The 17,949-nt window shown below is 46.9% G+C and carries 16 protein-coding genes and 1 other annotated feature; of the genes, 1 reads left to right on the top strand and 15 read right to left on the bottom strand.

The features are described from left to right. From carA to lspA, 7 genes are all read right to left on the bottom strand, one after another. Positions 1 to 1,182 carry a glutamine-hydrolyzing carbamoyl-phosphate synthase small subunit gene (gene carA, locus MHH49_RS17505; RefSeq protein ID WP_051491286.1) on the bottom strand — a complete coding sequence of 394 codons (1,182 nt, stop codon included), beginning with the start codon at positions 1,180 to 1,182 and terminating at the stop codon, positions 1 to 3. A gap of 115 nt (positions 1,183 to 1,297) precedes the next feature. Beyond that, entirely contained in the window at positions 1,298 to 2,581 is a 1,284-nt protein-coding gene (locus tag MHH49_RS17500; protein ID WP_038572839.1) for a dihydroorotase, read from the bottom strand. A gap of 109 nt (positions 2,582 to 2,690) precedes the next feature. Continuing rightward, complete coding sequence (locus MHH49_RS17495; protein ID WP_036683376.1) at positions 2,691 to 3,596, bottom strand: aspartate carbamoyltransferase catalytic subunit; 906 nt, start codon at positions 3,594 to 3,596, stop codon at positions 2,691 to 2,693. 4 nt (positions 3,597 to 3,600) lie between these two features. Then, the gene (pyrR, locus tag MHH49_RS17490; protein ID WP_036683379.1) at positions 3,601 to 4,164 is read right to left on the bottom strand and encodes a bifunctional pyr operon transcriptional regulator/uracil phosphoribosyltransferase PyrR; all 564 of its coding nucleotides are present in this window, start codon (positions 4,162 to 4,164) and stop codon (positions 3,601 to 3,603) included. A 995-nt stretch (positions 4,165 to 5,159) separates the two neighbouring features. Further along, on the bottom strand, positions 5,160 to 6,413 hold the full coding sequence (locus MHH49_RS17485; protein ID WP_076141842.1) for an LL-diaminopimelate aminotransferase: 1,254 nt from the start codon (positions 6,411 to 6,413) through the stop codon (positions 5,160 to 5,162). Between the two features lie 205 nt (positions 6,414 to 6,618). Further along, positions 6,619 to 7,590, bottom strand: coding sequence for an RluA family pseudouridine synthase (locus MHH49_RS17480; RefSeq protein WP_038572843.1), 972 nt, complete (start codon positions 7,588 to 7,590; stop codon positions 6,619 to 6,621). Then, positions 7,583 to 8,095, bottom strand: coding sequence for a signal peptidase II (gene lspA, locus MHH49_RS17475; RefSeq protein WP_036683603.1), 513 nt, complete (start codon positions 8,093 to 8,095; stop codon positions 7,583 to 7,585). The genes MHH49_RS17480 and lspA overlap by 8 nt, the downstream gene beginning before the upstream one ends. 246 nt (positions 8,096 to 8,341) lie before the next feature. Here lspA and MHH49_RS17470 point away from each other — a divergent pair, with 246 nt between their 5' ends. Continuing rightward, on the top strand, positions 8,342 to 9,064 hold the full coding sequence (locus MHH49_RS17470; RefSeq protein WP_036683605.1) for a TraR/DksA C4-type zinc finger protein: 723 nt from the start codon (positions 8,342 to 8,344) through the stop codon (positions 9,062 to 9,064). Positions 9,065 to 9,156: 92 nt separating this feature from the next. On the opposite strand, the gene MHH49_RS17465 is transcribed toward MHH49_RS17470, so the two are convergent. From MHH49_RS17465 to pgeF, 8 genes are all read right to left on the bottom strand, one after another. After that, complete coding sequence (locus MHH49_RS17465) at positions 9,157 to 9,447, bottom strand: DUF5665 domain-containing protein (protein ID WP_282579970.1); 291 nt, start codon at positions 9,445 to 9,447, stop codon at positions 9,157 to 9,159. A gap of 335 nt (positions 9,448 to 9,782) precedes the next feature. After that, positions 9,783 to 12,875 (bottom strand): isoleucine--tRNA ligase, encoded by a 3,093-nt coding sequence (gene ileS / locus MHH49_RS17460; RefSeq protein ID WP_341138299.1) that lies wholly within the window; start codon positions 12,873 to 12,875, stop codon positions 9,783 to 9,785. A 733-nt stretch (positions 12,876 to 13,608) separates the two neighbouring features. Further along, positions 13,609 to 13,883, bottom strand: a binding site (T-box leader). 185 nt (positions 13,884 to 14,068) lie between these two features. Further along, positions 14,069 to 14,581, bottom strand: a complete 513-nt coding sequence (locus MHH49_RS17455) for a DivIVA domain-containing protein (protein ID WP_051491297.1) — start codon at positions 14,579 to 14,581, stop codon at positions 14,069 to 14,071. Between the two features lie 227 nt (positions 14,582 to 14,808). Next, positions 14,809 to 15,591 (bottom strand): YlmH family RNA-binding protein, encoded by a 783-nt coding sequence (locus tag MHH49_RS17450; protein WP_038572849.1) that lies wholly within the window; start codon positions 15,589 to 15,591, stop codon positions 14,809 to 14,811. 9 nt (positions 15,592 to 15,600) lie between these two features. After that, on the bottom strand, positions 15,601 to 15,867 hold the full coding sequence (locus MHH49_RS17445) for a YggT family protein (RefSeq protein ID WP_036683616.1): 267 nt from the start codon (positions 15,865 to 15,867) through the stop codon (positions 15,601 to 15,603). 7 nt (positions 15,868 to 15,874) lie between these two features. Then, on the bottom strand, positions 15,875 to 16,315 hold the full coding sequence (locus tag MHH49_RS17440; protein ID WP_036683619.1) for a cell division protein SepF: 441 nt from the start codon (positions 16,313 to 16,315) through the stop codon (positions 15,875 to 15,877). An 11-nt stretch (positions 16,316 to 16,326) separates the two neighbouring features. Continuing rightward, positions 16,327 to 17,013 (bottom strand): YggS family pyridoxal phosphate-dependent enzyme, encoded by a 687-nt coding sequence (locus MHH49_RS17435; RefSeq protein ID WP_038572851.1) that lies wholly within the window; start codon positions 17,011 to 17,013, stop codon positions 16,327 to 16,329. Positions 17,014 to 17,016: 3 nt separating this feature from the next. Beyond that, positions 17,017 to 17,874 (bottom strand): peptidoglycan editing factor PgeF, encoded by an 858-nt coding sequence (gene pgeF, locus MHH49_RS17430; protein ID WP_341138298.1) that lies wholly within the window; start codon positions 17,872 to 17,874, stop codon positions 17,017 to 17,019. Positions 17,875 to 17,949: the final 75 nt, after the last annotated feature.

Genomic DNA, 17,949 nt, shown 5'->3' with positions numbered 1-17,949 from the left:
TTATAGAGCTCCTTTCACGGCTTCAAGCTGTTTTACTGTAGGTTTTGGCGCCGTGATTCTGGCGTTTGCCGCAAGCTGCGCCTGGCGCGAGCTTACAGGTGTGTTAGCTTTATGATCAGCGATCATCTGTAAGAAACGATCGAATAAGTAGCTGCTGTCATGAGGTCCCGGTGCTGCTTCTGGATGGTACTGTACTGAAAACGCAGGATAACGGGTATGTTTAAGTCCTTCAACGGTCTTATCATTATTATTAATGTGAGTAACCTCTAGATCCGTGCTCTTCACAGAGTCTTCATTCACTGTGTAGCCATGGTTCTGAGAAGTAATGAAGCAACGTCCGCTCTCCAATTCTTTAACCGGATGGTTACCGCCACGGTGTCCGAATTTCAGCTTCTCTGTATCCGCGCCACAAGCCAGTGCAAACAGCTGGTGACCTAAGCAGATACCGAAGATTGGGTATTCGCCAAGCAATTCTGAGATCGTCTTCACTGCGTGTGGAACGTCTTTCGGGTCCCCAGGGCCGTTGGACAGCTGGATACCATCTGGATTGAGGCGACGAATCTCATCAGCAGTTACGTCATGAGGTACAACTACAACATCACAACCGCGATTGTTCAACTCGCGTAAGATACCAGCCTTCGCTCCGTAATCTACCAGCACGATGCGTTCTTTAGTTCCTGGGCTATTGTACATGCTTGGAGTAGATGTGCGTGCTACCTGATTGCGCAGTTCTTCAATTGAAGTGTCGCCCATCATTTCCATCAATTCCTCTACCCGTTTGTTAGAGGTAGTCAGGATCGCCTTCATTGTTCCGTAGTGGCGAATAATCCGCGTCAACATCCGGGTATCAATCTCGCTGATTCCAGGAATATCGTATTCTTTCAGCAGGTCGTCCACACTGTATTCTGCGCGCCAGTTACTTGGAACTTCTTCATGACGACGCACTACAAAACCGTGTACGAAAGGTCGAACAGATTCGAAATCATCCCGCGTAATCCCGTAGTTCCCGATCAATGGGTACGTCATGGTAACGATTTGTCCGCAATATGAAGGGTCAGACAGCACCTCTTGATATCCTGTAATTCCTGTGTTAAAAACAACCTCGCCTGTCTTTTCACCTTCAGCGCCAAATGCGGTACCTGTAAATAAAGTTCCGTCTTGAAGCAGCAATCTCGCCTGCATTCCCTTCCACTCCTTCATGTTCTGTAGTCTGATACGTATGCCTTGCATGCCTTCCGGAGTGTACGCGCTCAAATTGCTGATCTGTAAAGATCAGCAATTTCGCCTCACCAGTCCGCTAGTTTTTCTCAGTCCATACGGCTTTGCCGTCCACCCAAGTTTTTACTGGCCAACCCTTAAGCTTCCAGCCGCCAAAAGGTGTGTTGCGTCCTTTGCTTGCGAAGGAACCTGGGTCTACTTCTTTTTCCTGCTCCAGATCGATGAGTGTCAAATCTGCAGGAGCTCCGATCTCCATAACCCCGGTGTTCAATCTGAATACCCGTGCAGGATCGGCAGTCATTCTTTGTACTAGTAAGGATAAATCCCATTTTCCGGTTTCTACAAACGCCGTGTATAAGAGTGGGAAAGCTGTCTCGAATCCAACGATACCAAAAGGTGCCAGCTGCATTCCTTTCGCTTTCTCTTCCTCACTATGTGGCGCATGATCTGTAACAATCATATCTAGTGTGCCATCAAGCAACCCTTCGATACACGCCTCAACATCGCGGCGGGAGCGCAGCGGCGGGTTCATTTTCCAATTGGCGTCAAGGCCTGGAATATCGTCTTCAGCAAGAAGCAAGTGATGCGGACATACCTCAGCAGTTACTTTAATGCCGATCTCTTTTGCTTGGCGAATCAGCCGCACCGACTGTTCAGTACTGACATGGCATACATGGTAATGAACGCCTGTCGCTTCTGCCAGCAAAATATCGCGTCCAACATGGATCGCCTCTGACTCATTCGGAATTCCTTTGAGGCCATGCTTCTTAGCGAACTCACCTTCAGCTACACAGCAGCCCTCAACCAGCGAGTTATCTTCGCAGTGAGCAATGACTGGCATATCGAGCGATGCTGCGATGTTCATTGCATCTTTCATCATTTGAGCACTTTGTACGCCCACACCGTCGTCTGTATAACCAATAGCTCCAGCTTCTTTGAGCGCCGCAAAATCCGTCAACTCACGTCCGAGCTCATTTTTCGTAATGGCTGCATAAGGAAGCACTTTAACTAGTCCTGCTTCACGCGCCTTGTCTTTCACAAATTGCACGATCTCCGGGCTATCTGTCACCGGACGAGTATTTGGCATACATGCAATGGTTGTAAATCCGCCTTTAGCAGCTGAGCGACTTCCGGTTTCCACTGTTTCCTTGTGTTCAAATCCCGGTTCACGCAAGTGCACATGCATATCAATGAGTCCCGGAATAAGCAGCTTACCTTCAGCATCAATGATCTCCGTGGCTTCTCCGATAGCTTCATTTCCGTCGATTATAGCCGAGATTACACCATCCTGTAGTTCGATGTGTTTGCGCTCAAGCAAGCCTTCCTTATTCAATACGCTGGCGTTTCTAATAATCACTGTCATGATTCTACCTTTACCCTCAGATCACAGCTGCGGGCCCTCTCGTTATTATATAATAAAAATTCATCTTTGTGTATATTTATTAGTCTCTATACGTTAGCATTCTGTAAGCTTATAGTAAAGCTCTTTCGAGAACCGCCATCCGAACCGGTACGCCATTAGACATTTGCGGGAAAATCCGCGATTGACTGCACTCTACTACTGCATCATCAATCTCTAGATTCCGGTTAACCGGAGCTGGATGCATAATGATTGTGTCTTTGGCGAGCTTAGCTGCCCGCTCTTCTGTTAGACCATAGTGGCTACGGTAATCTTCAGCAGACAGCTTAATGCCGGAAGTATGGCGCTCAAGCTGTACTCGAAGCATCATTACTACATCCGCTTTAAGAGCTTCTTCCATAGTTACGTAAGGCGCATACTCCATAAGCTCAGGAGCCTTCATATTATCCGGTGCGCAGAACTGCACCTTCGCTCCCATTTTCGTAAGCCCCCAGAGATTAGAGCGCGCTACGCGGCTATGCATAATGTCCCCAATGATGGAGACTGTCAGGCCCTTTAGTTCCCCAAAGGTTTTGGTCATGGTGTATAAATCAAGCAGCGCCTGCGTTGGATGTTCATTGTTGCCGTCGCCCGCATTGATAAGCGGTATGGACACCTTCTCAGCTAACTGCTGCAGCACACCTGCAGGCTTCAAACGCACAACTCCGGCATCGATCCCCATCGATTCCAGTGTGCGCACTGTATCGTAGATCGACTCCCCTTTTTCTACACTAGAAGCTGCAGCCGTAAAATTAAGTACTTGCGCACCTAGTCGTTTCTCTGCCATCTCGAAAGAGAAGCGTGTGCGTGTGCTGTTCTCAAAAAACATGTTAGAAATAAAATGGGAGTTCAAGATGGGCGTTAGCTTTTCACTTTGATTGTCCCAAAATGCTGTTCTGTCAAGCAGTTGGATAATTTCCGACCGGTCAAGCTCTTTGATTCCCAGCAGACTACGTTCCTTTACCTTGGTAAGTGTCATGATGTTATCGTTCCTCCCGGTTTGAAATAATGTAGACCTCATCTTTGCCGTCGTATTCCTTCAGCGCCACTTCAATCTGCTCGTGCTTTGAGGTAGGTACATTCTTACCGATGTAGTCCGGCCGGATCGGCAGCTCGCGGTGTCCGCGGTCAGCCAGTACTGCCAGTTGAATCATTCGTGGGCGTCCGCAATCCATCAAAGCGTCCATCGCCGCGCGGATGGTGCGTCCGGTGTAAAGTACATCATCGAACAAAATGACTTTCTGATCATGGATGCCAGCACTTCCTGAAGTAATAACGACGTTACTCTTCACTACTGCTTCACTGCCTTCCACTTCACGGTCATCCCGGTAATGTGTGATATCCAGCTCACCGTATGGAATCTCGACGCCTTCAATCTCCTTGATGCGCTCAGCGATACGCTGTGCCAGATACACACCTCGTGTCCGAATGCCGACCAGCAGACAATTTTCGATACCTTTGTTCTTCTCCAAAATCTCATGAGCAATACGCGATAAGGCCCGGCGGATCGCCGTTTCATCCATAATGACATTTTTCTCAGTAACCATAATCTTGTCACCCTCCAGCTTGTTCGCCTATTCAAGTTCCCGGAAATCAAAAAACTCCTTGCCTATAACAGGCAAGGAGTGAAATCCGCAGATGAGGAAGATGACGGCCGCGCGCATAAAAAGACAGTTCCGTATTTACACACGGATACCTTTCTAAGAGTCGCGAACCTCGATTCACGTTACCTTGCCAGCCTCACAGGACTGAATTAAAGGCGCTATTCATTTAACAAGAATTATGACAGAACAACCCCCTCATGTCAACTTTCTCTGCCTAAACTTTTGCACTTCTCTTCCTTACTTCTATTAACAACAAGGGGAAAGCGGTACTCAGTATATCTGCATAAAAAACGAGGCTGAACCCAAATAGCCGTTTCATGGCTTTTGGGACAACCTCGTTTATGTTCTTAACACTACTTGATGTCCAAATGGTTCAAGAGGCGCACCTAGTAATGCTGAAAATGATGCAATTGGTGAGGTTCTTATATAGTAATTAGGGAATTTCTCCCTGAAAGTCAGTGATTTCTGTTCATCAGACTTGTAATTAGGGAAAACTTCCCTAATTGTTGGCCGATTCAGTGATTAATATAGAAAACCCCCTGATTATTAGGGAGTTTTTCCCTGGTTTCGTAAATTCAGAGCGAATATCGGCTAATTTCAGGGAGTTTTTCCCTAATTAGTTTATAACCCACTCTTTACTTCGCACAAACACAGAACGCATATAGCTCACCACACAAGTCCACCACACAAGTCCGCCACACAAGTCCACCGCACAAAGTCCACCGTCACAGCTACCACAAATCATCTACTGCAAGCTGTACGAAAATCACACACAGCCATTCATCCACCACCCACCCCAATAGTACAGAACACGACACGCGGCTTATAGTCATAAGGCACAGCAACATCTACAACATTTCCTATTCCATAAAAAAGAAGCTGCCCCAAAGTAGAATTCACTACTTTTGAGACAGCCTCATTAATTTCAATAACAATGCTTAAAATTCAAATTCCACATCGCTAAGACGTCTTTGAATTTCAGAGATGACACGTCTCTCTTCCTCTTCACCTTTAGCAATAAAGGTAACGGAGAAACGAACAAACGGGCCTGCATCATCCCAAGGCACAGTGGAGATCAGCTTCTCACGAATCAGGAATTGGGAGAAATCTTCACCGGATTCAAAGCGACGGCCGTCTTTGATTCCCTTAGGTGCAGCGACATACAGGAAGAAGGAACCTTTTGGCTTCTCAGCTTTAAAGCCGAGGCTGTTCAGTGCATCAACCAGCAGGTTGTGACGACGGGAGTATTTATCCGCAATCGCTTCAGTAATCTCCGGATGAGCAAGACCATAAGCCGCTGCTTTTTGAATCGCGATAAATTGGCCGGAATCGTTATTATCCTTCACATCGCTGAAAGCTTTAACCACTAGCGGATTACCAGCCACAAAACCAATTCTCCAGCCCGTCATATTGTAAGACTTAGAAAGAGAATGCAGCTCTACACCCACATCCTTTGCACCTGGAACGGAGAGGAAGCTAAGTGGCTTCAAACCGTCATAAGTCAAGGCAGCATAAGGTGCGTCATGGATAACCACTACATCGTATTTTTTCGCCCATGCAACGACCTCAGCAAAAAACTCAGGAGTGGCACTAGCGCCCGTTGGATTGTTTGGATAGTTTAGATAAAGAAGCTTAGCTTTACGAGCAATGTCTTCTGGAATTTCGTTCAAATCTGGAAGGAATTTATTCTCCTTCTTCAGCTCCACTGTAAATACTTGTCCACCCAAATATTTAGTATGTGTACCCAAGACTGGATAACCCGGCACGGTCATAATCGTGATATCACCTGGATTGATAAAACAAGATGGCAACATAGCCAGCGCAGGCTTCGATCCGATGGAGTGAACTACTTCCGTTTCTGGATCAATTCCTTCCACCCGGAAAACTTCCCGCAAATATTCAGCAGCAGCAGTCTTGAATTCGGCAATTCCGTTGTCCGCATATCCGCGGTTTTCTTCCTTCGCTGCTTCTTCAGCAAGCTTAGCTACGATACCCGCATCCGCCATCTCATCCGGCTCGCCTACGCCCATATCAATTAGTTCAATGTTAGGAAAATCCTGTTTTGCGGATGCTTTAGCACGTTTGATTTTCTCGAATTTATAAATCGAAGTGTCTTTGCCATAATTGGCACCGCCGATGCGGTCTGCAAAATTAGTCTGAATGAAGCTATCTTGGTATTGTTCAATACTCATACTGTCATCTCATCTCCTGAATATCTATTCTACTTTTAAAAGAAACGGCTTCGCCGTCCCTTGGATGGCGTATGTTTCCGGATATCCGTTTCATTATAAAAATAAGGATAAAGAATAAGGCATTACCCTTTCTTTATCCTTATGTTTTTAAATATGCCGTAAAGTAGTGTTCAATACCATAGACTAATTATCACTTCATTTGTACTTATCTGCTGCGTAGTGTGAACAGGACTTCTTCCATGTCCTCCGGAATAGGTCTGCTGAATTCTTTATATTCACCTGTGGTAGGATGAATAAATCCGAGCACCGCCGCATGCAACGCTTGTCCATTCATCGTAGTGCCCTTGCTGCGTCCATATATCGGATCGCCTACAAGTGGATGGCCAATGAACTTCATATGTACCCTGATCTGATGCGTGCGGCCAGTCTCCAGCTGCAGCTCCAGCAGTGTACAATCTCCGAAGCGTTCCATTACTGTAAAATGGGTCACGGATTTTTTGCTGTTCTTTTCGGTTACTGTGTATAGCTTGCGATCATGTGGATCTCTGCCAATCGGAGCGTCAACAGTGCCCTTATCATGCGACAAGTTGCCGTGTACGACTGCAATATATCGGCGCGTAACACTATGCTCTTTAAGCTGTGCGGCAAGTGAGGCATGACTGGCATCATTCTTAGCCACCATGATAAGACCAGAGGTATCCTTATCGATCCGATGTACAATGCCTGGACGAATCTCACCGTTAATGCCGGACAGATCCTTACAGTGATACATCAGCGCATTTACTAAGGTGCCTGACGGATGTCCCGCAGCTGGATGCACAACCATGCCCCGGGGTTTATTAATCACAATGACATCGCTGTCTTCATATACAACTTCAAGAGGAATGTTCTCCGCGATCAAATCCGTTACTTCTGCTTCAGGGACAACAACGCTAACCACGTCGCCTTCCGATAGCTTATAGTTGGCTTTCACTGGCTTGCCATTAACCGTAACGTTACCGCCGCTGATCCACAGCTGCACCTGAGAACGGGAAATTTCTTCTTCCCATGATTCCGTAATATATTTATCGATTCGCTCCCGCGCGTTCTCTGCCGAAACGGTCCATTCCGTGACGTCCCTCTCTTCTTCGCTCGTAGATGCCGCTTGGTGATTGACGTCTTTATTCAAATCATTCATTCCCTTCTCTTACTTCCTTTGCTTCTTTTACTTCTTTTATTTCTGTAATTTCTTCGCCGTTTTTAAGGTCACGAAAAGAATCCAGAAGAATCAATCCAACCCCAATGACGATACAAGAATCCGCCACATTAAAAATCGGGAAGCTATAGCTCCCAAAATTGAACAGAAGGAAATCAACAACCTCACCATTGATTATCCGGTCCAGGAAGTTACCGATAGCTCCACCCAGTACAAGCCCTAGGGCAACAGATAACAGCTTCCGCGAGTGTCTAGTCTTGTTCAAATACCAAACGATACCACTAACCACTACAACCGTAACTAGAAAGAAGAACCATTGCTGACCTTCGAGAATCCCAAAAGCAGCCCCGCGATTGCGATGAGAGGTAATCAGGAAAAAATCTCCGATAACAGAAATCTGTTCTCCGATCTCCAGACGTGTAGCAATGAGATACTTTGTCCCTTGATCCACCAAAAATACAATAAGAGCAATCAAATAGTACACCACAGAAGTTGTCACTCCGTTCTTATTTTTCCCGCTAAATGCGGTACGAATACTGTTTAAAGACTTGTATATTGTAGCACAGCCCTTAAAGAATCGTCTATTGCGGGACATCCGCTAAGTTCAATCTTGGGGACTATTTTCCAGCGGTAAAATCCCTGCTCTCCGGTCAACCTAACAGAAGAACCATCCGGTGTTATCCGGCAAGTCGGAATGATTCTTATAAAAGGTACAGAAAGGAGCTTTCTCATTATGACGCACCTGACAGTACAGCAGCTCTCAGAGCTACGTGCACGATTGGAAAAAGATCGGGATACGATTCAGCGCAGGCTTCAGAATAATGAGCATTACGGCTTAGATGAATCCATGCGGGATGGTTCCGGAGAACTTTCCGAGAATGACAACCATCCAGGAGATGCAGCCACCGATTTGTATAATCGCTCCATGGACATTTCACTGTTAGAACGGGACGAGCATGAGCTGGACGATATTGAAGCTGCTTTATCCGCTATGGATAATGGCACTTATGGGATATGCAAGGCTAGTGGTGAGCCGATCCCTTTTGAACGTTTATCTGCCATCCCTTCCACACTTTATTGTAAAGAGCACAACCCGCGGCAAAACGCACCTTTCACTCGTCCAGTGGAAGAGGAGCTGTTATCTCCACCTTTTGGACGCACCAGTCTGGATGAGCGCGACGATCAAAACGGTTTTGACGGCGAGGATGCCTGGCAGATTGTTGAAAGCTGGGGTACCTCGAATTCTCCCGCCATGGCGGAGGGCAACAATATTGATTCTTATAATGATATGGAGATTGAAGCCGATGAGCTGGAAGGCTGCGTAGAGCCTTGGGAGAACTTTATCGCCACTGATATCACGGGCAACAATCTGATTGTAGTGCCGGGACGGAGCTACCAGCGTTATTTGGACAGTGACGAGGCAACCCATAGTCTTGATCCTCTCGAGGAAGACTAAACACAGATGTCCCATACACAAAATCATTTAAACGGCGTACTGTTCCAGTTTTAAGGAATGGTTCGCTGTTTTTAATCTTAACGTTTCGATGGCTATTTGAATTCTAGCTGACGCTGTACGATCCGCACAATATCCGCAATATAATCCCCAATGATCGGTAGATTGAGCGCGCCTAGTCCCTGAAGGATATAAATAATCGTTGCTGCAAAAAAAGTAAAACCCAGTGCAATCCCAACTCCCCGAGCTGCTCCAAATAAAATATTTCTCCAAATCAACCGCCAAGGTGAATATAGCAGATCCGTATATTGATAAATTCGGGATTTTTCCAAAATATGAGCCCACTCAAAGGTCAATCGGTACATTGTATTCATTTTTTCTTCCAGCGGAATATCCTCGGGATTACGTGGATCTGCTGTTAGATACTCAGGATTAACTTCAGGAAAAGCCTTATTCTCCTTTTCCTTGTCTGGGTTATTCTTATTGCCGGATGTCTTAATGGAGATTCTCCTCTTGTTTCCCTCCACAGCTACGGCTCCTCTCATATGTCTTTCCTTCGCTACAAAGTAAACGAGCCCGGCCAAAGAGAATTCATCTCCTTAAGCTCGGGACTCGTTAGTTTTGCGCCGAAATATAAAGACTATATTTCCCGCATAAACGGAAGATCTCCGTTTACACTTATGCCGCTAGTATATGCTGTTTTGGGACAGGTAATGCAGAATTATGCTTCGATATGGATACCGATGGATTTATCACCGACTTCTACCGTCTCAAAAGCATGTTCTCCATCAAAATCAACCGTAGTCACAAGTACATTGTCTCGCAGTACATTGTCAAATGCTGTAACAGCTGCTTTTAGCTCATCGTCTAACTTCAAAGTGAGTGCGATCCGTTTCTCGATCGGCAGATCCAGACGTTTACGGTAATCTTGAACCGCACGAATGATCTCACGAACCCAGCCTTCTTGTTCAAGCTCAGGCGTGATTTCGGTATTGAGCGCAACCGTAACTCCATATCCGGAAGCTGCGGCGAAACCTGCTTTGGCTTGTTTTTCAACAAGCAGCTCTTCAGAAGTGATTACAAGCTCTTCACCTTCAGGTGTCGCAATCGCGATTGAGCCGTCTTGCACCGCTTTACGGGTAGAGTCACTATCCATAGCTTTCAGAAAGCCTTGCAGGAAGCCTACGTTTTTACCGTATTTTTTACCGGCAACCTTAAGATTCAGCTTGAGTGTGAAATCAACAAATCCGCTGTCACTGTTCTCCAGCACGATGTTCTTGATGTTGATCTCGTCTTTGATGATCTCTTCATACTCAGACAAATGGAAGTCACGGTTCATCGAAACGATCAGCTCGGACAGCGGTTGACGATTCTTAATGCCTGTTTCGTTACGTACGTTACGCGCCAGCTCAACGATCTGTCTTGCACTTTCCATATCCTCTTCCAGCTCTTTATCGATCAAGTTCTCGTCAGCAACCGGGTAGTCTGCCAAATGCACACTTTCTCCGCCGCCAAGGTTCGTGAAGATATCTTCGGACAACATCGGTGTAAATGGAGCCATCAAAGTCGCTGTCGCCAAAAGCACATGAGTCAACGTACGGTAAGCATCCAATTTATCTTCACCTAGACCACTACCCCAGAAGCGGTCACGGGAACGACGGATATACCAGTTGCTCAGCTCATCCACAAAGTTCTCAATCGCTCTAGACGTATTTACGAAGTCATTTACCGCAAGTCCTTTATCCACCAAAAGAATCAAGCTGTTCAGACGGGACAGGATCCAGCGGTCCAACTTATGTTTTGATACCTTAAAAGGATGATCGGCTGGGTCGTATCCATCGATGCCCGCATAAAGCGTTAAGAAGGCATGTGTATTCACCAGCGTATCCACTACTTTAGATTTTGTCTCACCTACAAGACCACGCGAGAAACGTTTATTATTCCACGGTGCACTGTCGGACAAAATAGCCCAACGGAATGCATCCGTGCCGTAATCGTTCATGATTTCCCAAGGATCAATAACATTGCCTTTGGATTTGGACATTTTTTGACCATTCTCATCGAGGATATGACCGTGAGCGATAACTGCTTTATATGGAGCTTTACCCTTAAACAAGGTGGATACTGCAAGCAAGCTGTAGAACCATCCGCGGGTCTGGTCGATCCCTTCACAGATCATATCTGCCGGATACTGATCATTCAGCTTATCCTCGTTCTCAAATGGATAATGGCTTTGTGCAAAAGGCATTGAACCACTGTCGAACCATACGTCGATCACTTCCGATGTACGAACCATCTCTGCATCTTCGCTAAACGGACTGCGCAGCTTGATCTTATCCACGAAAGGTTTATGCAGCTCGATATCTTCCGGAACATCACCAATCGCCATCGCTCTTAGCTCTTCAATGCTGTGTGGTGCAAACTCTTTGCCCGTTTCTTGACATACCCAAACGTTGAGGGGTGTACCCCAATAACGGTTACGGCTGATATTCCAGTCAACCAGTTCATCCAAGAACTTCCCGAAACGACCTTCACGTACATGCTCAGGGTACCAAGCCACACTGTTGTTGTTAGCAATCAGCTGATCTTTGATCGCTGTAGTGTTGATGAACCAGCTGTCTGTTGCGTAATACAAAAGTGGTGTATCACAACGCCAGCAGAACGGATAGCTATGCTCGTATTTCTCTTTACCGTAAAGCAATCCTTTTTCAGACAAAACCTTAATGATATCCAGATCGCAATCCTTAACAAAACGTCCCGCAAAATCAGAAACTACATCCGTATACTTACCGGAATTATCAACCACATTTACGAAGCTGATGCCATTCTCACGGCAAGTCTTGTAGTCATCTTCACCATGTGCTGGTGCCATGTGTACGATCCCTGTACCACTGGAATCTGTAACGAAAGAAGCACCTACGATAACATTGCTTTTCTCTGCCTTAATATATCCGAATGGAGGTGCGTAAGTTTTACCGATAAACTCGGAACCTTTATGTGTAGAAAGGACTGTGTGCTCGCCTTTCATTACTTCTTCGACCAAGTTTTTAGCAACGATGTACACACCATCTTCTTGTTGCACACGTACATAATCCATGTCCGGGTTCATAGCTAGCGCCATATGGGCTGGCAAGGTCCAAGGTGTTGTCGTCCAAGCCAATACGTAGTCTCCGCTGTCATCCAGCTTGAACTTCGCAGTTGCACTGAGATCCTTAACGGTTTTGTAGCCTTGAGCAACTTCATGTGAGCTTAGTGTAGTCTGGCAGCTCGGGCAATACGGGCTAACACGGTGTCCGCGGTAAAGCAACCCGTTCTCATGCACTGTAGCCAAGATGTTCCATACACTTTCGATATAGGTGTTATCCAAGGTTACGTAAGGATTATCTAAATCCGTCCAGTATCCGATTGCTTCTGTAAATTCACGCCATTGCTTCTCATAACCGAAGACGCTGTCTTTACATTCCTGGATGAATTTTTCTACGCCATATTCCTCAATCTCTTGTTTACCGGAGATGCCAAGCTTCTTTTGTACGCCTAGTTCTACTGGCAGACCGTGTGTATCCCAGCCGGCTTTACGTACTACGCGGTAACCTTTCATTGTCTGGTAACGACCGATGAAATCCTTGATTACCCGTCCCAGCACGTGTCCGATATGCGGCGCACCGTTTGCTGTTGGCGGACCTTCATAGAATACATAGTTTGGACGTCCCTCACGGTTCTCCATGGACTTGCGGAACGTATTCTCTTCGTTCCATTTCTTCAATATGCGGACATCTCTTGCCCGCGCCTTTTCTCTGACATCTACTTTTTGCATGTGATGGTCAATCCTTTCATGGATTAGTCTATAAAGCTCTTTTCGATCCTTGGGCGATCCTGCGCAGCAGCTGCCCCTTCTTTCCGGGCACCCGAGCTGCGATCCCGTAGGGCAGCAATCGCTCGGGGGCTTCGGCGGCATTGCGCAGCAACCGCCCCTTCTTTCCGGGCACCCGAGCCGCGATCCCGTTAGGGCAGCAATTGCTCGGGGCGCCATTTCGCGACCTTGCGCAGCTGGTCGCGCACCGCTCTTACCCTGGCACCCGAGCCGCGATCCCGCAGGGCAGCAATCGCTCGGGGTGCCAATGAGCGACCTTGCGCAGCTGGTCGCACACCGCTCTTGCCCTGGCTCCCGAGCCGCGATCCCGCAGGGCAGCAATTGCTCGGGGCGCCAATGAGCGACCTTGCGCAGCTGGTCGCGCACCGCTCTTGCCCTGGCTCCCGAGCCGCGTTCCCGCAGGGCAGCAATCGCTCGGGGCGCCATTTCGCGACCTTGCGCAGCTGGTCGCGCACCGCTCTTGCCGTTAAGGCCCCGCAGGCGAACCCGCCAGGGGAGCCTAAGAAGGGCCACTCGTTCAGCCACATGAGTCCGTTCGTTTCCACCACCGTACCTATTTGCACGAGGCTTTACTTTGCGGGTGTCCAGAGGGCGGCAGCCCTTGGGGTCCCCCTTAGAAAGGGGGATTTAGGGGGATGGCCGCCCCGGAACAACAAAATAAGCGTCATCCCACCCCCAAAGGGGCGAGACGACGCTCGCGATACCACCCTAATTCTGCGCATGAGCACATCCTTAAGGGGAGTGTATTCAGCACAATCTCAGTCCTGCGCGTAAATCTTGTGCACAGGTCCGGTGTAACGTCCGGCAGACGGTTAAGCTTACGCACGATCAACGCTTCAGCTTAACTTCTAGGGGAAGATCTTCCGGCAGGGCTCGAACAATCGGCTCTCAGCAATCGCCGACTCTCTGGAGAACGTTACCTTGTCGTACTTGTCCCGTCATCGAATACATATAAACATTATACAGATATGTTCTATTTATAGACTTTTTGAATCTAAATGTCAACAGCCATTCGCCCAATCTAGCTATTAAGGACGTACTTGCGCATGGAGTTCACTTTATTATGGTCTATTTTATCGGAAAATAAAAATAGAGGGAATAGCTCCCTCTATTTAGCCAATTATCGTCTGAAACCTTTAGATGCGATGAAGAACATCATCCTTGAAGGCTACGTTCTCGCTCGCCTCACGACTCTCTAAGGCATTCCAGTCATCCTGTGATAACAGCTCCAGCTGAGCTTCCACTAATGTCCGGAAACGAGTGCGATAGATCGAAGCTTGCTTACGCAATTCTTCAGTCTCAATAGCAACCTTACGGGATTTGGATAACGCTTCGTTAATAATCCGATCGGCGTTTTTCTCCGCTTCCTTGATAATGAGCTGGGATTCCTTCTTGGAGTTGTTCTTCACATCATCCGCCGCTTCCTGAGCGACTAAGATCGTCTTTGATAAACTTTCTTCAATATTCACAAAATGATCCAGACGCTCTTGAATAGACAAAAGCTGATTCTGCAGTTCCTTGTTCTCACGGATGACGCTTTCGTAATCCTTGATCACTTGATCTAGAAATTCGTTGACCTCGTCCTCATCATAACCGCGAAGTCTCCGAGAAAACTCCTTGTTATGTATATCGAGCGGTGTTAATGGCATGCTGTGCACCTCCTAGAAATTTCGGACCTTCTTTATCTCTAAATCGCAACTAAGCGGCAGACAAAGAAGAAAGACTGTACTTCAAGTAAAGGCAGAAGGTGTTTCTGTGTTCCGCCTGCCATTTATGGTCCGCCTCTTCTTTAAAGTATCGGCGTCCAGCTTTAAAAATGTTTGATTCCCTCGAAATAATCAATTTCGACAAGTAAGACCGTATTCCTGCAAGGGATTCACACAAATTTACCAATCTGAACACGGTATCGGCCCTTTTTCGTCAAACTGCCGACCTCTAGCACCTTGAAGCGACCGAAGCCTTGAATAGATACCATGTCACCATCCTTAAGACTGCAGGATGGGTCTTCCTCCACTTTCCAGTTTACCCGAACGCGTCCAGCCTTGATGGGAGCAAGAATTTTGCTTCGGCTAAGCCGTGTTACATCTGCGGCAATGCCATCCAATCGCAGGGACGCTACAGTCAAATCCATCACTTCCAGCTTAACCTCACTATTACGCAAGGCGGAAAGGGGTAATACTTCCGTACTTACCTGTATCCGGTGCACTCCAGTTAAATTCATAGCTAAATAATCTGCAATATCAGCAGCGACTACAACATGACAACCATCGTCCAGAACATGAATATCACCGATTTTGCCTCGTTTAACGCCCAGCCCCAGAATAGAACCCATGTAGTCCCCGTGCTCCAAGGCCAGAAACTTCTGCTCCCCTGAGGTTATCGCAAGCACCTTCAGCTCCATGTCTTCCTGATCCAGATCACGATAATCAGGGGCGACAAGCGCTCGCTTCCGCTCTGCCTCAGCATGTCCACCCTCCCATTTAACAATCACGTCAGGATGGCGGTTAACTAAAGTTTGCAGAATAAAACCTTGGCGGGGATCGAGAAATTCAGTTAATTTAGTCTCATGATATTCTCCAGCATTGGTAACCCATTCGAAGGCCTTGTCCACAAATTGACGTTCATCGGGATGAAAATGCCCGTAAACTTCGTTCTTCATCACAGATGCCTAAAAAATCAAATGCAGGATAGATTTAAGTCCGCCTGCTGCGAATTCCAAGACAAGTAATGCAATGATTGGAGAGATATCAAGTGTACCGAAGAGCGGTGGAATAAACCGTCTGAAAGGTGTTAAATACGGCTCTACGAGTTTGCTTAGCAGTTCTCCAATGAAGTTATCACGAACGTTGGGTAACCAGGACATTAGCACATAGAAAATAATCATGTAAAAATAGATATTAAACAAAATATCGATAATGTAATCAATTTGAAGCAAAGCCCATTCACCTCATTCTGTTATAGTCTTGATCGTCACCTAGGATTTCTGTAATGGAGCCTTGAATTTCAACAGTATCTGGAGTGCACATAAATATATTGCCCCCAATTTTAGAGATTCCTCCCCCAAGGGCATAAACAGTTCCACTGAGAAAATCAATAATTCTCATTGCTTGATCATTGCGAACACGCTGCAGGTTAATTACTACCGTCCGATGCGAACGGAGATGATCAGCAATCTCCTGTGCCTCATCATATGAACGTGGTTCATATAATACAACCTTGACATTTTTTTGCGAATGGATACTGACAACGTTGCCCCTTTGATTTTTGCGGGTTTCTACAGGGGCCGGCTCATACTCATCCTCTTCGTGGATTTGCTCCCGCTCCACAACTTCCTCTTCCTCCTGCAAGCCCAAAAAACTCATAAATCGGTTCATAACGCTCATCACGATCCCTCCTAATGGCCTACTAACACCGTACCCAGGCGTACCCAGGTAGCTCCTTCCTGTATCGCCACTTCAAAATCATTCGACATTCCCATGGACAGCTCCGTAATCGGCTCAGGTGTCAAAGCAAGTTGATTAAGCTCATCGCGCAGCTCACGAAGTCCGCGAAATACAGGACGGGTAAGCTCTGGATCACCTTCTAAAGGTGCCATCGTCATAAGTCCAATTACCTTAACGCGGTCCAAACTAGCGATTTCACGTAAAAATCCAGGTACTGCCTCAGGTGACAGACCGAACTTCGTATCTTCGCCAGAGATATTCACTTGAAGAAACACATTCACTTCCTGATCGGCGGCAAGCGCCTTTTTGTGTAATTCTTGCGCCAGAGACATCCGGTCCAAAGAGTGTATATATTGAAATTTTCCAATAACGTCTTTAACCTTATTGGTTTGCAAATGCCCGATAAAATGCCATGTCCCTTTGTCCCCTAAAACCTTCCATTTGTGCTCAGCATCCTGCCAGCGACTCTCGGCAATATGCTCTAGTCCTGCCTCCAATACGGAGGATACCATTTCCAGAGAAACATATTTCGTCACTGCAATTACCTTGACGTCATTACGATCCCGGCCGCTTGCCGCGCAGGCACGTGCTACACGTTCCTCTACCTCAGCAATTCTCTCCTGCAGTGTTAAAGACAACTTTCAACTCTCCTTTATTCCGATCCAGCTCGTCATTCTGCCTGTAATACCGTTTTCTTTGCGATATGAAAAAAACAAATCACGATTACAGCTTGTACACCATGTTGTACATTCGATATGAGTCGGCAATATTCCTGCTTTTATCATAATGCGTCGATTCATTTCTTTCAAGTTTAGCAAGTATTTACTCTGATCAGTCTCGGAGGCTCTGTAAAGCTCCACAGCATCGAAAGTTTCTATACCCTCATTCAAGCTGCCCTCCAACTGGCGAACATGCTCCATCACATAATCATCCACCTCATAACAGCAGTCGCCAATGGATGGACCGATCGCTGCCACAATATCATGTGGATTGCTGCCGTATACCGTTTGCAGCTTATTCACCATGGCTGCGGCAATCTGAGCCACCGTCCCTTTCCAGCCTGCATGCGCAAGACCGACGACTCTACGCACGGGATCATAAAAATAAAGGGGCACACAATCCGCATAAAAAGAAGTCAACAAAACCCCGGGCACATCCGTCAGCAGACCGTCCGTGGCTTGAAATGCCGATGCTCTGTCCTGTTGTCCCCGCCCACGGTCTACTTCCCTTACCACAGCTATCTCTGCCCCATGGGTTTGTTCTCCACAGGTCCATGCTTCCGGTTTGAAATCAAGAGCTTCGGCAATCGCTCTCCGATTGCTCAGGACAGCTTCAGGAGCATCCCCAACGTGAAACGCACAATTCAGGCTGTCATAGGGCGCCTTGCTAGCCCCTCCCTGTCTACCAGTAAACCCCGCTGTAATTTCATTATGCTCCACTCGCCACGGCTCCAGATGGAGCAGCATAAGCATTTCTTTCCCCTGCACAAACGGTTCCATTTCCTCACCTCCGCCTTAGTGTACCACATGTAAATACCCGTACAAAGTGACGCTTAAGCCAGATCGCCTAAATTC

Origin of the sequence: Paenibacillus sp. FSL F4-0122, from assembly GCF_038002845.1 — a bacterium.
GTDB lineage: Bacteria > Bacillota > Bacilli > Paenibacillales > Paenibacillaceae > Paenibacillus_AQ > Paenibacillus_AQ odorifer.
This window is presented reverse-complemented; position numbering and strand designations above follow the sequence as displayed.